This window comes from Rhizobium grahamii CCGE 502 (assembly GCF_000298315.2).
Classification (GTDB): domain Bacteria; phylum Pseudomonadota; class Alphaproteobacteria; order Rhizobiales; family Rhizobiaceae; genus Rhizobium; species Rhizobium grahamii.
In genome coordinates this window covers 65,702-81,112 of record NZ_AEYE02000013.1, presented here as the reverse complement: position 1 = coordinate 81,112, position 15,411 = coordinate 65,702, and the positions used below count along the sequence as shown (strand labels likewise).

Genomic DNA, 15,411 nt, shown 5'->3' with positions numbered 1-15,411 from the left:
TGGACAGTGGTTAAGGCGAGCGATAAAAGCCACTGGATTTAAGTTTTGACCTGCCTCCCGGCAGCATTGAAGGGCATAGCATGAGCGGTGTGAATGATATCCGGTCGACCTTCCTCGACTACTTCAAGAAGAACGGCCACGAAATCGTTCCGTCGAGCCCGTTGGTGCCGCGAAACGATCCAACGTTGATGTTCACCAATGCCGGCATGGTGCAGTTCAAGAACGTTTTTACCGGCTTGGAGCAGCGGCCGTACAAAACCGCCTCGACGGCGCAAAAGTGCGTCCGCGCCGGCGGCAAGCATAACGACCTTGATAACGTCGGCTACACTGCACGCCATCACACCTTCTTCGAGATGCTTGGGAACTTCTCCTTCGGCGATTACTTCAAGGAGCGGGCAATCGAACTTGCCTGGAACCTGATCACCAAGGAATTCGCCCTCGACGCCAAGCGTCTGCTGGTTACCGTCTATCATACGGATGACGAGGCCTTTAATCTCTGGAAGAAGATCGCCGGCCTGTCCGACGACAAGATCATTCGCATCGCGACCAGCGACAATTTCTGGGCGATGGGCGATACCGGCCCCTGCGGTCCGTGCTCGGAGATCTTCTATGACCACGGCGATCACATCTGGGGCGGTCCTCCCGGCTCGCCGGAGGAAGATGGTGACCGCTTCATCGAGATCTGGAATCTCGTCTTCATGCAGTACGAGCAGCTCACCAAGGAAGAGCGCGTCGACCTGCCGCGTCCGTCGATCGATACCGGCATGGGTCTCGAGCGCGTGGCGGCAGTGCTGCAGGGCAAGCATGACAACTACGATATCGATCTTTTCCGCGCCCTGATCGAGGCCTCGGAAGAGGTGACCGGCGTCAAGGCCGAAGGCGAGCAGCGGGCCAGCCATCGCGTCATCGCCGACCATCTGCGCTCGTCGGCCTTCCTGATCGCCGATGGCGTTCTGCCCTCGGCCGAAGGCCGCGGTTATGTACTGCGTCGCATCATGCGCCGCGCTATGCGCCATGCCGAACTGCTCGGCGCCCGCGAGCCGCTGATGTGGAAACTCCTGCCGGCGTTGATCCAGCAGATGGGCCGCGCCTATCCGGAGCTGGTGCGCGCCGAAGCGCTGATCACCGAGACGCTGAAGCTTGAGGAAACCAAGTTCCGCACGACGCTGAAGCGCGGCCTGTCGCTTCTCTCCGACGCGACGACGACGCTCGGCAAGGGCGACATGCTGGATGGCGAGACCGCCTTCAAGCTCTACGACACCTACGGGTTCCCGCTCGACCTGACGCAGGACGCGCTGCGCGCCCGCGAAATCAGCGTCGATCTCGCCGGCTTCACCGATGCGATGGAGCGCCAGAAGGCGGAGGCCCGTTCGCACTGGGCCGGCTCCGGCGACAAGGCGACGGAAACCATCTGGTTCGAGCTGCGCGACAAGCACGGCGCAACCGAGTTCCTCGGCTATGACACCGAGACGGCCGAAGGCGTCGTACAGGCGATCGTCAAGGACGGTGTTGCCGTCGACGCAGCCGCCAAGGGCGACAAGGTCCAGATCGTCGTCAACCAGACACCGTTCTACGGCGAATCCGGCGGACAGATGGGCGATACCGGCATCATCTCCTCCGACACCGCGAAGATCGAGATCTCCGATACCCAGAAGCGCGGCGAGGGGCTGTTCGTCCATACCGGCACCGTCGTCGAGGGCAGCGTCAAGGCCGGCGACGCGGTTGCCATGACCGTCGATCACGCCCGCCGTTCGCGCATCCGCGCCAACCACTCGGCGACCCACCTTCTGCACGAAGCGCTGCGCGAGGTTCTCGGCACGCACGTCGCGCAGAAGGGCTCGCTGGTCGCGCCGGAGCGCCTGCGCTTCGACGTTTCCCATCCGAAGCCGATAACGGCGGAAGAGCTGAAGCGCGTCGAGGACATGGCCAACGAGATCATCCTGCAGAATTCGCCGGTGACGACACGCCTGATGAGCGTCGATGACGCGATCGCAGAAGGCGCAATGGCGTTGTTCGGTGAGAAATACGGCGAGGAAGTACGCGTGGTCGCAATGGGCCGCGGGCTGCATGGCGCCAAGGCGGGCAAGGCCTACTCGGTCGAACTCTGCGGCGGTACGCATGTGTCGGCGACTGGTGACATCGGCCTTGTGCGCATTCTCGGCGACAGCGCGGTCAGCTCCGGCGTGCGCCGCCTTGAGGCAGTGACCGGCGAGCCGGCGCGTGCCTATCTGGCCGAGCAGGACGAGCGCGTTAAGGCTCTTGCCGGGGCGCTGAAGGTGCAGCCGGGCGAGGTGCTGTCGCGCGTTGAGGCGTTGATGGATGAGCGCCGCAAGCTGGAGAAGGAACTGGCCGATGCCAAGCGCAAGCTCGCCATGGGCGGCGGGCAGGGCGGCTCCGACGACGCTGTGCGTGAAGTCGGCGGCGTGAAATTCCTCGGCAAGGCGATCTCGGGCGTGGATCCGAAGGATCTCAAGGGCCTTGCCGACGACGGCAAGGCAAGCCTCGGCTCCGGCGTGGTTGCTCTGATCGGCGTGTCTGACGATGGCAAGGCAAGCGCCGTTGTCGCTGTCACGCCTGACCTGACCGGCCGTTTCAGCGCTGTTGATCTCGTCCGCGTCGCGTCGGCTGCATTGGGCGGAAAGGGCGGCGGCGGTCGTCCCGACATGGCCCAGGCCGGTGGGCCCGACGGGGCGAAGGCCGATGAGGCGATCGAAGCCGTGGCGCTTGCGCTGGCAAGCTGAGCGCACGGAACTGCATCGAGTTTTGGAAAGGCGGGGCAATCCCGCCTTTTTCTTTGCGCGGTCGTCGAAGTCCGCAGGATTTGTCAAATCAGGCTATGGTTCTGTGTGGCCGATCGGTTTGCAAGAGGTTCTGACATGAATGGCGCAACGGCTTGGACGCTCTATGAAGCCCGGCTTCGGCGGGTATCGGCCCATATCCACAATCATCTCGACGAGGAGTTGGATATGGACAAGCTTGGGGAGATCGCCTGCATGTCGAGCTATCACTGGCATCGGGTCTACCGTGCCATTCATGGCGAGACGCTTGCCGCGACCGTAAAGCGGTTGCGGCTGCAGCGTGCCGCTGGCGATATTGTCGGTACGCATCTTTCAGTTGGGGAAATTGCAAAGCGATCAGGCTATCCCAACCTCCAGTCATTCAACCGTATTTTTAAGTCGGTCTACGGCATGCCGCCGGCGCAATACCGGAAGAAGGGTAGTCACACAGCGTTTGAACCTTCACCTAACGGAAAGATCGCAGCGATGTTTGATGTTACCTTACGCAAGATTGAGCTAATTCAATTGATTGGCGTACCGCACCTCGGTTCGTACATGCAGATCGGCCAGGCATTCGAGACGTTGTTCGGCACCCTGCATGTCCGCGGGCTGGCCCGGCCGACGATGCGGATGATCGGAGTCTATTTCGATGATCCCGATATCGTACCCGCGGAAAAGCTGCGCTCCATCGCGTGCGTCAGCACTGACGGTGATGTTGCCGCCGCGCCTCCGCTGCAGGCCCAGATGCTGGATGGCGGTGAATATGCGGTCCTGCGTCACAAGGGGCCATACGCTGATATGCACAAGGCTTACCAGTGGCTCTACGCGGAGTGGCTGCCTGCTTCCGGCCGGCAGTTGCGCGACAGTCTCATGTTCGAGGAATACCTGAACAACCCTCGCGAGGTGCCACCGACCGAGCTTCTGACCGACATCTACATGCCGCTTGACTAGCCTATTCAGCTGCCTTCATGGAGGCGTCGTCTATTTCCGACGCCCGCTTGTAGCCGGGGCGCGCCATCAGGCGGCCGTAGTAATCGACGAATGCCTGGCGCTTCTCGATCGTGCCGAAGCTCATGCCCCAGCCGATATGCGAGCCGACATAGACGTCGGCCGCAGTGAAGCGATTGCCGGCGATGTAGGGCGAGGCGCCGACTGCCTTCTCCAGCGTGTTCATGACATCCGAGAAGCTGCCGTAGCCCGCCATACGGCTCTTGTCGGCTGGCGTATCGAAGCCCAGCGCCTTGTTGGTCGCTGCGGCTTCAAGTGGCCCGGCTGCGAAGAACATCCAGCGATAGTAGTTGCCGCGTTCATCCGGCTCCGGCGCGAGGTTCGCTTCCGGGAAGGTGTCGGCGAGATAGGCGCAGATCGCGGCGCATTCGGTGACGATCGTCTTGCCGTGACGGATCGCCGGCACTTTTCCCATCGGGTTCACCGCGAGATATTCCGGTGACTTCATCCCCCCGTCGAAGCCAATGATCTTGGTCTCATAGGGGACGCCGGTCTCTTCCAGCATCCAGCGGGCGATGCGGCCTCGTGACATGGGGTTTGTGTAGAGTATCAGTTCTTCAGCCATTCATTCCTCCTCCTGTTCTCGTCGATACCCTCGACGCAGCTATCCACTGCCGGGAAATAGGACAGTGCTGGTTGAAGCAAAGTCCGCCTGTTCGATCAAAGCGCCTTGCGATACTGGATGAAGCCGGAGCGCGCTGCGATCCGGTCGTACAGCTTTCGGGCAGTGGCGTTGGTTTCGTGGGTCATCCAGTAGAGCCGTCCCGCACCGTTTGCCCGCGCAAGGTCGGCGACCGCATCGATCAGGAGCGCACCGATGCCAAGGCCGCGCTGATCGCTTTCCACGTAGAGATCCTGGAGGTAGCAGGTCCATTTTGGCAGCCAGGTCGAGCGGTGGAAGATAGCGTGAACGATGCCGACCAGTTTTCCCTCGGGATCGAATGCGCCGAGCGCATGCATCTCCTCCGCGGGGTCGTGGAAACGGCTCCAGGTCAGCTCGGTCGTCTCGTCGGGAATGACGACTTCATAGAAGCGCTGGTAGGCAAGCCACAGCGGCTCCCATGCGGCGCGCTCGGAAGGCTGAAGTGGTCGAATGGTGGCGGTCATTCCAGTTGTTCCCTGATTGTCTTGTCCTGAAACGAAAACGGCGGGGAAATCCCCGCCGTCCATTCTGATATTTGCGTCTGGCTTATGCCATCGCCTTCTGCAGGTTCTGGTCGATCTTGTCGAGGAAGGCGGTGGTGGAGAGCCACGGCTGATCCGGGCCGATCAGCAGTGCCAGATCCTTGGTCATAAAGCCGGATTCGACGGTGTCGACGCAGACTTTTTCCAGCGTCGAAGCGAACTTCGCGAGTTCGGCGTTGTCGTCGAGCTTGGCGCGATGTGCGAGGCCGCGGGTCCAGGCGAAGATCGAAGCGATCGAGTTCGTCGAGGTTTCCTGACCCTTCTGGTGCTGGCGGTAGTGACGGGTAACCGTGCCGTGCGCAGCTTCAGCTTCGACCGTCTTGCCATCGGGCGTCAGCAGAACCGAGGTCATCAGGCCGAGCGAGCCGAAGCCCTGGGCAACCGTGTCGGACTGAACGTCGCCGTCGTAGTTCTTGCAGGCCCAGACGTAACCGCCGGACCACTTCAGAGCGGATGCGACCATGTCGTCGATCAGGCGGTGCTCGTAGGTGATACCGATTTCCTTGAACTGATCCTGGAATTCAGCTTCGTAGACTTCCTGGAAGATGTCCTTGAAGCGGCCGTCATAGGCCTTGAGGATGGTGTTCTTGGTCGACAGGTAGACCGGCCACTTGCGCATCAGGCCGTACATCATCGAGGCGCGGGCGAATTCACGGATCGACTCGTCGAGGTTGTACATGGCCATCGCCACGCCGGCGCCCGGAGCGTCGAAGACTTCCTTTTCGATAACCTGGCCGTCCTCACCGACGAACTTGATCGTCAGCTTGCCCTTGCCGGGGAATTTGAAGTCGGTTGCGCGGTACTGGTCGCCGAAGGCGTGACGGCCGACAACGATCGGCTTGGTCCAACCGGGAACGAGGCGCGGAACGTTCTGGCAGATGATCGGCTCGCGGAAGATGACGCCGCCGAGAATGTTTCGGATGGTGCCGTTCGGGCTCTTCCACATCTGCTTGAGGTTGAACTCCTTCACGCGGTCTTCGTCAGGCGTGATCGTCGCGCACTTGATGCCGACGCCGTGCTTCTTGATGGCGTTGGCAGCGTCGACCGTCACCTGGTCGTTGGTGGCGTCGCGGTTTTCAACGGAGAGGTCGAAGTAGTCGATGTCGAGGTCGAGATACGGATGGATCAGCTTATCCTTGATGAGCTGCCAAATGATGCGAGTCATTTCATCGCCGTCGAGATCCGCGACGGGATTGGCGACCTTGATCTTCTTCATGTATCTGCCTCGTTAAGCTTTTGAGGGACATGCGTCCCGGGTGGGTGATATAAAATCCCGTGGGCTATAGCATTGTGCGCCGGGAGTGCAAAGCCGGAAGCAGAAGGGGACGGTGTTTTTGCGGCCATTGCCAAGCAGAGGAAAATGGCTAGTCTCCGGCGCAAAACCATTGCCCCGGATGCTCGTCATGAAGAAGACTTCCCTTGCCCTTGCGGTCCTGCTCGGTTCAGCCTCGCCGATGTTTGCCGCCGACGTTACGGCGCCTGTGAAAGAGATCATGGACGCGACCATCAAGAATTGGTCTGGTGCAGACAGCGACTGGATCGACATCTTCGATCCAAGCAGACTTTCGCGGCTCTACAGCAAGGACTTCGTGACGAAATACCAGGCGGCCATTCAGAACCCAGCTGCCGACGAGGACGGTGTCTCGCCGTTCGACTACGATGTGATCGTCAATGGCGAGGATGCATGTCCGCTTGAGGATCTGACCTACACGCCGAAGCCCTCCGCCGATAGTGCAACGGAAGTTGTCGTCACCTTCAAGAAGGCGACCTGTATGGATGACGGATCGGACAAGCAGGCGATCACGACGGTCCGCTTTGAGATGCTCGACGAGGCCGGCAAGCCGGTCATCGACGACATCATCACTGAAGGCGATCCGGGCCAACCTCCGAACTCGCTCAAAAACACCATGGTGCAGATCGCCAAGGGACAATGATGGCTTGGATGGCTCCGACCGGCACTTTCCCGGGCTGACGAATGCGCTAGTTTCCAACTTCCGAATGGCGGTTGTGCGAGGGATGGCGGGCCGTCCCTCGAAGGAATACGAGGCTTCCCTCATCAACGACTGCTCGACGTCACGAACAAGGGGCGGGGACGCGTGCTTTCCAGTTTTGACTTCCGTGACTGGCTGCTCGCGCACGACCCGGCGCTGTCGCGTCTGCGCATCGCGTCCCGGGTAACGCTAACGATGGCTCTCTCGTTTGGAGCGTTATTGGCAATCCACCATCTGCTGTTTCCGCTCCCGGCGGCGGCCTACGGTCTCGGCATTGTCCTCTCGATCGAAGGCGGGGTTGCGGTAAAGGACAAAGGCGGTGCCTCCCAGCTCGTCACACGCTTATTGGGCTGTGTGGCAAGCGTCTGTGTCGTCGGCCTCGCCGCGGTCCTCGAAACAAACCGCTATGTGTCGGATGCAGCGTTCCTGCTCATCATCTTTCTTGCCTCGGCCGGACGTGTGTTCGGGCCGCGTGGGCATGCGGTCGGTATGTTTGCCTTCACCTCCTATTTTCTCGGGGCCTACTTCCGCCCGCACATCGCAGACCTTCCGCTGATTGCAATCGGGCCGGTCGCTCCGGCTTTGATCGGGCATGCCGTACGTTCTCTGGTGCTTCCCGATGATTGGCGTCGGGATCTCTTGCGCTCGCTGGAAAGCGTTCGCGGCCGGATCAACCAGATTTTATTCAAGATCGCTGCCCTCGCGTCCGTGGGGCGAATGGCGGACAAGGATGCACAGGAATTGAGGCAGCTGGAGGAGCGGCTGAAAGAGGTCGTGTTGATGGCCGAGGGTTTCATACCACGACCGCCGGCGGGCGTCTTCGAGGGCACGGAGCCGGCGGCGGTGTTGGCCATCCGCCTGTTCGACGCCCACCTTGCCGCCGAGAGCGTCATCGTGCTCAGTTCGCAAAGCCTGCCGCCATTTCCTCTCGTTCACGCGATCATAGACGGCTCTCCGCCGCCAACAATGCTGGAAACACTGGACGAATTAGAGGCAGAAACAAGCCAGGCTTTGATCCGCCTGGGAGAGGCAAGAGCGTTGCTCGCAGAGACGATCGAAATGGGCTATGCGACCGGATTTGCCGAGGTCGCTGCCGTGACAGATGAAGTTTCCGCTCCTGCGAAGATCGACTTTTCGCTCAACAATCCGCTGATCCGCTCCGCGCTGCAGGTAACGCTGGCATCGGCGATCGCGATGACATTCGGACTTATGATTTCGCGAGAGCGTTGGTTTTGGGCGGTGCTTGCCTCGTTCCTGGTGTTCACGAACACCAATTCCCGTGGCGATACCGCTATGAAGGCGCTGCAGCGTTCACTTGGGACGCTTCTCGGGATCGCCATGGGGCTGGTTTTGGCGACCGTTCTCACGGCGCATGTGGTGGCTGCGCTTGCCGTCACGACGATCACCATTTTCCTCGCCTTCTACTTCTTGCAGACATCCTACGCGACGATGACCTTCTTCGTGTCGATCGCACTCTGCCTCGTCTATGGCATGATGGGATCGCTGACAGTCGATCTCCTGTTGTTGCGCATCGAGGAAACCATGCTGGGCGCAGCGGCCGGCACGTTCGTTGCGTTTGTCGTCCTTCCGTCGCGGACGCGGGGAGCGTTGGATATGGCAGTTGGCAAGTGGTTCTCGGCTTTGGAAGAACTTCTTGGTGCCGCTGGTGCGAAGAACGCGACGGACTCCTTGATCGCCTTTTCGCAGAAGCTCGACGCCGCATACCGGGATCTGGCCACCGCCGCACGTCCTTTCGGTACCTCCTGGTCGATTGTCACCAAACCGGGACATATTCGGCAAACGCTGGCAATCTTTCTCGCCGCGACCTATTGGGCACGGGTTATGGCCAGAGACCAGGAAGCAGCCGCCAGCGATGTGGAGAGCCCGAAGTTGATTGACGCAGAGCTTCAGCGCGTAACGCTTCTGGCAAAGCGTCAATCGGAGTGCTTCTTCGTCGATAGAAAGACCGGCGGCACGCCCGGACGACGTTTGCCGCTCTCGCGTGCCGGCTCGCGCCTTGGGCTGGAGATGATCGGTTCTACCTTGGAAAGGCTCTACGCTGGTGCCTGACCCTTGCCGTTTCGGTCCGGCTTGGCTATTCCCGCGCTTAGCAAAAGGATCCAGCGTTATGGCAGGCACGAACAGCGAGCGGCAACTTCTCAGGGAAGGTCCGGTTATCATCCTCGTCGAACCCCAGATGGGCGAGAACATCGGCATGGTCGCGCGTGCCATGGCGAACTTCGGCCTGGCGGAACTGAGGCTCATCAATCCGCGCGACGGCTGGCCGAACGACAAGGCGCAGGCGGCCGCTTCGAAAGCTGATCACGTGATCGAAGGCACGAAGGTTTACGAGACGCTGGAACAGGCGGTTGCCGACCTGAATTTCGTCTATGCGACGACGGCCCGACAGCGGGATGGCTTCAAGCCCGTACGCTCGCCCGTGGCGGCGGCAGAAACGCTGCGAGCGAAATTCCGCGCAGGTGAGGGCACCGGTATACTCTTCGGCCGCGAACGCTGGGGGCTCAACAACGAAGAGGTAGCGCTGGCCGACGAGATTGTGACTTTCCCTGTCAATCCCGCCTTTGCCTCACTCAACATCGCTCAAGCGGTGCTCTTGATGTCGTACGAGTGGATGAAGTCGGGCATGGAGGATGTCTCGGCCGTTCCCTTCCAGGCGATGTCGCAGACGCAATCCACGAAAGAGCAACTTTTCGGTCTCTACGATCAGTTGGAAGAAGCGCTCGAAGCACGCAATTATTTCCATCCGCCCGCGAAAAAGCCGAAAATGGTGGACAACCTGCGCGCAGTCCTTTCACGCCGCGCCTTCACGGAACAAGAAATCAGCGTGTTGCGCGGCGTGATTTCCTCCCTCGACCGCTTCTCGCGGAAATATCCGCGCGGCAGCCGGCCGCCCGTAGACGCCAAGGAACAATCGGAAGATGACAGCAGCGCCGAATGAGCTGAAACCGGTTCTGGTCTTCGATTCCGGCATCGGGGGGCTGACCGTGCTCCGCGAGGCGCGCGTGCTGATGCCCGAGCGCGGGTTTGTCTATATCGCCGACGATGCCGGCTTTCCCTATGGCGGCTGGGAAGAACAGGCGCTGAAGGAACGGGTCATCGGCCTTTTCGCCAAGCTGCTTGTCGACTATGATCCTGAGGTCTGCATCATCGCCTGCAACACTGCCTTCACGCTTGTCGGGGCGGACTTGCGTGCGGCGTTTCCCCGGATGACCTTTGTTGGCACTGTACCGGCGATCAAGCCTGCCGCCGAGCGGACGCGCTCAGGGCTGGTCTCTGTGCTGGCGACACCGGGGACCGTCAAGCGCGCCTATACGCGCGACCTGATCCAATCCTTCGCACAACAGTGCCACGTGCGCCTGGTCGGGTCCGAAAACCTGGCGCGGATGGCAGAGGCCTATATCCGCGGCGATGCTGTGTCTGACGAGGCTGTGCTTTCTGAGATAGACCGGTGCTTCGTGGAGAAGGACGGTTCGAAGACCGATATCGTGGTTCTCGCCTGCACGCATTATCCCTTCATGGCCAACGTGTTCCGTCGGCTCGCACCCTGGCCCGTCGATTGGCTCGATCCGGCGGAGGCAATTGCCAGACGTGCCCGAAGCCTCGTTCCGCATGTCGCCGATGCCGTGCATCCCGACAACTTCGACTTTGCGGTCTTCACCTCGGGCAATCCCGATTTTGCAACGCGGCGGCTGATGCAGGGATTTGGGCTGAGGGCTTGACATACGGTGCTGTCGCGCGACGCGGGATCGATCTTGATGCAATAGGGGCTATCGCAAGCCTATACGACTGCGCAAACTGGGGTTGTGATTCGCATCCATCCCGCAGAGCTCCGCATGTCCTTTCAAAAGCTTGTAATGGCTATCTTTTTCCTGCAGCCGATAGCATTCGGCAGTTGGCTGCCGCGCATCCCTGAAATTCAGGCCCGGCTGGAGCTTGGTCCAGCCGATCTTGCGTTGGCGCTGCTCGGCATGCCGGTGGGGATTCTCGCGACGCTGCCCTTTGCCGGGCGAGTCGTGGCGCGGATAGGGGGTAAAACCACCGTTCTAGCCGGGTTCGTCGTCTTCTCGGTGATCGTCTGTCTTCCAGCTTTCTCTCGCACACCGATCGAGCTCTTCATTGCGCTGGCTTTGCTCGGCGTCGCGATGTCGACGTTGGAACTGGGATTGAATGTCGAAGCGGACCGCGCCGAAAAGGACACTGGCTCCATCATCATGAACCGCTGTCATGGTTTCTGGAGCCTCGGCATCATGGCGGGCAGCCTGCTTGGTTCGGGAATGGTCGCGATTGCTGCGCCTGCCGAATGGGCAATCATGACAGCCGCCTTCATCGTTCTGCCGTTTGCCATCGTCGCAAGCCTTCGTCTGCCGCCCGATCGCGAGGCAGGTGCGGCGCCGCCGGACATGCCGTTCAAGCTGCCGAGCAGCGCGCTTCTCGGCATCTGCGCCTTCGTCTTCGGGATCACCATGACGGAGGGCGCCATCGCCGACTGGTCCGCCGTCTATCTCAAGGACGTCTTCCAGACAGACGGCATGATGACGGGTATCGGATACACGATTTTCGCAATGATGGTGGCGACCGGACGCTTCAGCGGCGACCATCTGAAGCAGCGTTTCGGGGCAATTGCACTGGCCCGTGGTTGTGGGGTGGCGGCTCTTACAGGAATGCTGATTGTCGTCTTTGCCTGGCATAGCCTGGTGACCCTGGCGGGGTTTGCCTTGGTCGGGATCGGCGTGTCGGTCGGCTTTCCCCTGGCTGTCACTGCAGCGGCGAGCCTCAAGGACCGACCGGCGGCAGCCAACGTCGCGATCCTGTCCTTCATGGCTCTCACGGGTTTTCTGATCGGGCCGCCGTTGATCGGTTTCATCGCCGAGGTCTTGGGGTTGCGCGTCGGGCTTGCCATTTTGCTGGTTCCGCTGCTGACCAGCTTGGTTTTCACAAGGATGCTGAAGCCCAGGTTCTGACGTTTTCTCCTGTGGGTTTGTGTTGCCGTGTTGCCAAAGACACGGTCTGATCTGCTAGGACGCCGTGTTTGATTGAAAGAGGAATGTGACATTGCAGGTTGGTATCGATATGGGATCGGCGTCGGGAGGCAATCCGGCCACGCTCGATATCGAGGAGCTTCTGGCTACCCGTCTTCTGGTGCAGGGCAATTCCGGCTCCGGCAAGTCGCATCTGCTCCGCCGTCTGCTGGAGCAATCCGCGCAATGGGTGCAGCAGGTCATCATCGATCCCGAAGGTGATTTCGTCACGTTGTCGGACAAGTTCGGTCATGTCGTCGTCGATGGTGAACGCACCGAGGCGGAACTTGCCGGTATCGCCAACCGTATCCGGCAGCATCGCGTTTCCTGCGTTCTCACGCTTGAAGGGCTTGAGATCGAGCAGCAGATGCGCGCCGCTGCAGCCTTCCTCAACGGCATGTTCGATGCCGATCGCGAGTTCTGGTACCCGGTCCTCGTGGTGGTCGATGAAGCGCAGATGTTCGCGCCGTCGGTCGCTGGCGAAGTTTCCGACGACGCGCGAAAGATGTCGCTTGGCGCGATGACGAACCTGATGTGCCGCGGTCGCAAGCGCGGCCTTGCCGGGGTGATCGCGACGCAGCGCCTGGCAAAGCTCGCCAAGAACGTGGCCGCCGAAGCTTCGAACTTCCTGATGGGCCGCACCTTTCTCGACATCGACATGGCCCGCGCCGCCGATCTGCTCGGCATGGATCGCCGCCAGGCGGAAATGTTCCGCGATCTCAAGCGCGGTAATTTCGTTGCTCTCGGGCCGGCTTTGTCGCGTCGCCCGCTGCCCATCCAGATCGGCAATGTCGAGACCTCGGCGCGTTCGTCGAGCCCCAAGCTGATGCCGTTGCCGGATGCCCCGCAGGACGTCGAAGACCTGATCTTCACGCCGGATCCAGAGGAGTTTCAGAGGCCGATCGTCCGCCGTGCGCCGCCCGCGCCACGGCCGACCACCGATATCCTTGCGGAGCTGTCGCGGTCTGCGCCTGCCGCCTCGGCGCCCGTCTCGGAACCGCGTTCGTCTCAGCCCGAATTGTCCGCCGAGGAGCGGGAGGAACGGCTGGCGGCGGTGCTGCACGAGATACTCGACGATCCTAGCTCCGGATTCCGAACGGATTCGGTGCTTTATCAGGAATTCCTTGTGCGCCTTCGTATGCGCCGGGTTCCCGGTACTCCGATGTCCCTGCCGGAGTTTCGGCGCCGCGTGGCGATTTCCCGCTCCGGCGTGGATGCGGCGACGGCAGAGACCGAGGCTTGGGGAACGGCGTTGTCGCTCTCTTCCGGTGTCACCGACGATCTGCAGGGTGTTTTCCTGATGCTGGCAAAAGCCGCCGTCTGCGGCGAGCCATGCCCATCCGATGCGCGGATTGCCCGGGCTTACGGGACGCATTCGGCCCGGCGTGCGCGACGCCTGCTTGGCTATTTCGAGGAGCAGGGGACGGTGGTGGTCCACACGGATTTCGCCGGCAAGCGCATCGTTGCTTTCCCCGACATGAATTGCCAGACAGCCCCCGGCGATGCCAACGCCACCGATGCGGATGAAATGCGCTCCGCAGCGGAATGAAGACCAGACCGAGCGCTAACTATCGGCTCGGTCTATAGTCGATCTCTAATGTCACACGAAGAAGTTGCTTTGTCACAAGAGCTTCATTCGGGTGGTGGATAAGGCGCCCGACCCGTGCGGTCGATGCGGATTATCAAAAGGAGATCTCGGTCATGAGAAACAACGTTCGTCACCAGCTGCTGCGCCTTGTCGTCGGCGGCCTGCTTGCAACCGTTGCCATTCAGCCCGGCTATGCCGACGAAGCGGCGAACAAGCTTCTGGAACGCGCAGCGAGCGCGGATCTCAGCGCTCCCGGTGGCGCGCGCCGGCTTTCGGGCGACATCACCGAGGCCTATCGTGCCGCGCTCAGCGATACTCGCCCGAAGAACGTCATCCTTTTGATCGGCGATGGCATGGGCGATTCCGAAATCACCATCGCACGCAACTATGCGGTTGGCGCCGGTCAGTATTTCAAGGGCATCGATGCGCTGCCAATCACTGGCCAGTACACGCACTACTCGCTCGACAAGAAGACCGGCAAGCCGACCTATGTGACCGACTCTGCTGCCTCCGGTACCGCCTGGGCGACCGGCGTGAAGTCTTACAACGGTGCGATCGGCGTCGACATTCACGAGAAGGCTCACGAAACCCTGCTCGAGAAGGCAAAGGCTGCCGGCATCGGCACGGGCAACGTCTCGACCGCCGAACTGCAGGATGCAACGCCTGCGGTCCAGATCGCGCATGTGACGCAGCGTAAGTGCTACAGCCCGTCGTCCACGACCGAGAAGTGCCCGACGAACGCGCTTGAAAACGGCGGCAAGGGTTCGATCAGCGAGCAGTTGCTGAATGCACGCGCCGACGTGACGCTCGGCGGTGGCGCCAAGAGCTTCGCCGAAACCGCAAAGGCCGGCGAATGGAAAGACAAGACGCTTCGCCAGCAGGCCGAAGAGCGCGGTTACAAGATCGTCTCCAACCTCGATGAGCTGCAGGCGGTCAAGCAGGCAAACGACAGCGCTCCGGTGCTTGGCCTGTTTGCAGAAGGCAACATGCCGGTTCGCTGGGAAGGCCCGAAGGCCAGCCACTACGGCAACGTCGAGAAGGAGCCTGTTGTCTGCAAGCCGAACGAGAAGCGCACGGCCGCAACGCCGACACTGGCACAGATGACGGCGAAGGCGATCGAGTTGCTTCGGACGAATGAGAAGGGCTTCTTCCTCCAGGTCGAAGGCGCCTCGATTGACAAACAGGATCATGCCGCTAATCCGTGCGGACAGATTGGCGAGACGGTTGATCTCGATGAAGCCGTTCAGGAAGCGCTGAAGTTTGCGCAGGAAGCCGGCGACACGCTCGTTGTCGTTACCGCTGACCACGCGCACGCTAGCCAGATCGTCGACGCCGATACCAAGGCTCCGGGCCTGACGGAAGCACTGATGACGAAGGATGGTGCTGTCATGGCGGTGAGCTACGGCAACTCCGACGATGCTGACGACCAGGGTCACACCGGCTCGCAGCTTCGTATCGCTGCCTTTGGACCGCGTGCTGCCAACGTCACGGGCCTGACTGACCAGACGGATCTGTTCTATACGATCAGCGACGCACTTGGCCTGAAGACCGAAACGGCGAGCGCCAAGTAAACTCCCGAGCCCGGAATATCGGGGTTATTGCGGGGCGAGAGCGCGGAATTGTGATTGACATTCCAGCGACTTCGCCCTAAAGACCGCCCCAGCACCGGGCAGAGATGTCCGGTGTTTCATTTGACATGTCCCGTGGATTTGTCCTGTTCGCGTAATAGGATGATCCTGTCGGATCCTCGAAAGAAGATCAAAGGAGGGCGTGTTTCCTTCACGCGGTTTGGCAACAAACCGTTCTAACTTTCTGAAAGGAAA

At 60.9% G+C, this 15,411-nt stretch carries 12 protein-coding genes; 9 read left to right on the top strand and 3 right to left on the bottom strand.

All coding sequences use genetic code 11. The features are described from left to right. The first annotated feature begins 80 nt into the window (after positions 1–80). Together alaS and RGCCGE502_RS10560 are read left to right on the top strand one after the other, a co-directional pair. The gene (alaS, locus tag RGCCGE502_RS10565) at positions 81–2,741 is read left to right on the top strand and encodes an alanine--tRNA ligase (protein WP_016554153.1); all 2,661 of its coding nucleotides are present in this window, start codon (positions 81–83) and stop codon (positions 2,739–2,741) included. A 135-nt stretch (positions 2,742–2,876) separates the two neighbouring features. After that, complete coding sequence (locus RGCCGE502_RS10560; protein ID WP_016554152.1) at positions 2,877–3,728, top strand: AraC family transcriptional regulator; 852 nt, start codon at positions 2,877–2,879, stop codon at positions 3,726–3,728. Position 3,729: 1 nt separating this feature from the next. Here RGCCGE502_RS10560 and RGCCGE502_RS10555 read toward each other — a convergent pair whose 3' ends face one another. The 3 genes from RGCCGE502_RS10555 to RGCCGE502_RS10545 form a co-directional block, all read right to left on the bottom strand. Beyond that, the gene (locus tag RGCCGE502_RS10555) at positions 3,730–4,350 is read right to left on the bottom strand and encodes a glutathione S-transferase family protein (protein WP_016554151.1); all 621 of its coding nucleotides are present in this window, start codon (positions 4,348–4,350) and stop codon (positions 3,730–3,732) included. 95 nt (positions 4,351–4,445) lie between these two features. Next, complete coding sequence (locus RGCCGE502_RS10550; RefSeq protein WP_016554150.1) at positions 4,446–4,892, bottom strand: GNAT family N-acetyltransferase; 447 nt, start codon at positions 4,890–4,892, stop codon at positions 4,446–4,448. An 82-nt stretch (positions 4,893–4,974) separates the two neighbouring features. Then, positions 4,975–6,186 carry an NADP-dependent isocitrate dehydrogenase gene (locus RGCCGE502_RS10545; protein WP_016554149.1) on the bottom strand — a complete coding sequence of 404 codons (1,212 nt, stop codon included), beginning with the start codon at positions 6,184–6,186 and terminating at the stop codon, positions 4,975–4,977. A 187-nt stretch (positions 6,187–6,373) separates the two neighbouring features. On the opposite strand from RGCCGE502_RS10545, the gene RGCCGE502_RS10540 reads away from it, so the two are divergent. The 7 genes from RGCCGE502_RS10540 (at position 6,374) to phoA (ending at position 15,159) form a co-directional block, all read left to right on the top strand. After that, positions 6,374–6,904 carry a hypothetical protein gene (locus tag RGCCGE502_RS10540; RefSeq protein WP_040674421.1) on the top strand — a complete coding sequence of 177 codons (531 nt, stop codon included), beginning with the start codon at positions 6,374–6,376 and terminating at the stop codon, positions 6,902–6,904. Positions 6,905–7,066: 162 nt separating this feature from the next. Beyond that, positions 7,067–9,031 (top strand): FUSC family protein, encoded by a 1,965-nt coding sequence (locus RGCCGE502_RS10535; RefSeq protein ID WP_016554147.1) that lies wholly within the window; start codon positions 7,067–7,069, stop codon positions 9,029–9,031. 58 nt (positions 9,032–9,089) lie between these two features. Next, complete coding sequence (locus RGCCGE502_RS10530) at positions 9,090–9,920, top strand: RNA methyltransferase (protein WP_016554146.1); 831 nt, start codon at positions 9,090–9,092, stop codon at positions 9,918–9,920. Continuing rightward, positions 9,901–10,701 (top strand): glutamate racemase, encoded by an 801-nt coding sequence (gene murI / locus RGCCGE502_RS10525; RefSeq protein WP_016554145.1) that lies wholly within the window; start codon positions 9,901–9,903, stop codon positions 10,699–10,701. Before RGCCGE502_RS10530 ends, murI begins: the two co-directional genes overlap by 20 nt. A 114-nt stretch (positions 10,702–10,815) precedes the next feature. Continuing rightward, on the top strand, positions 10,816–11,943 hold the full coding sequence (locus RGCCGE502_RS10520; RefSeq protein WP_016554144.1) for an MFS transporter: 1,128 nt from the start codon (positions 10,816–10,818) through the stop codon (positions 11,941–11,943). A 91-nt stretch (positions 11,944–12,034) separates the two neighbouring features. Beyond that, the gene (locus RGCCGE502_RS10515) at positions 12,035–13,549 is read left to right on the top strand and encodes a helicase HerA domain-containing protein (RefSeq protein ID WP_016554143.1); all 1,515 of its coding nucleotides are present in this window, start codon (positions 12,035–12,037) and stop codon (positions 13,547–13,549) included. A gap of 152 nt (positions 13,550–13,701) precedes the next feature. Beyond that, positions 13,702–15,159 carry an alkaline phosphatase gene (gene phoA, locus RGCCGE502_RS10510; protein WP_016554142.1) on the top strand — a complete coding sequence of 486 codons (1,458 nt, stop codon included), beginning with the start codon at positions 13,702–13,704 and terminating at the stop codon, positions 15,157–15,159. Positions 15,160–15,411 lie beyond the last annotated feature (252 nt).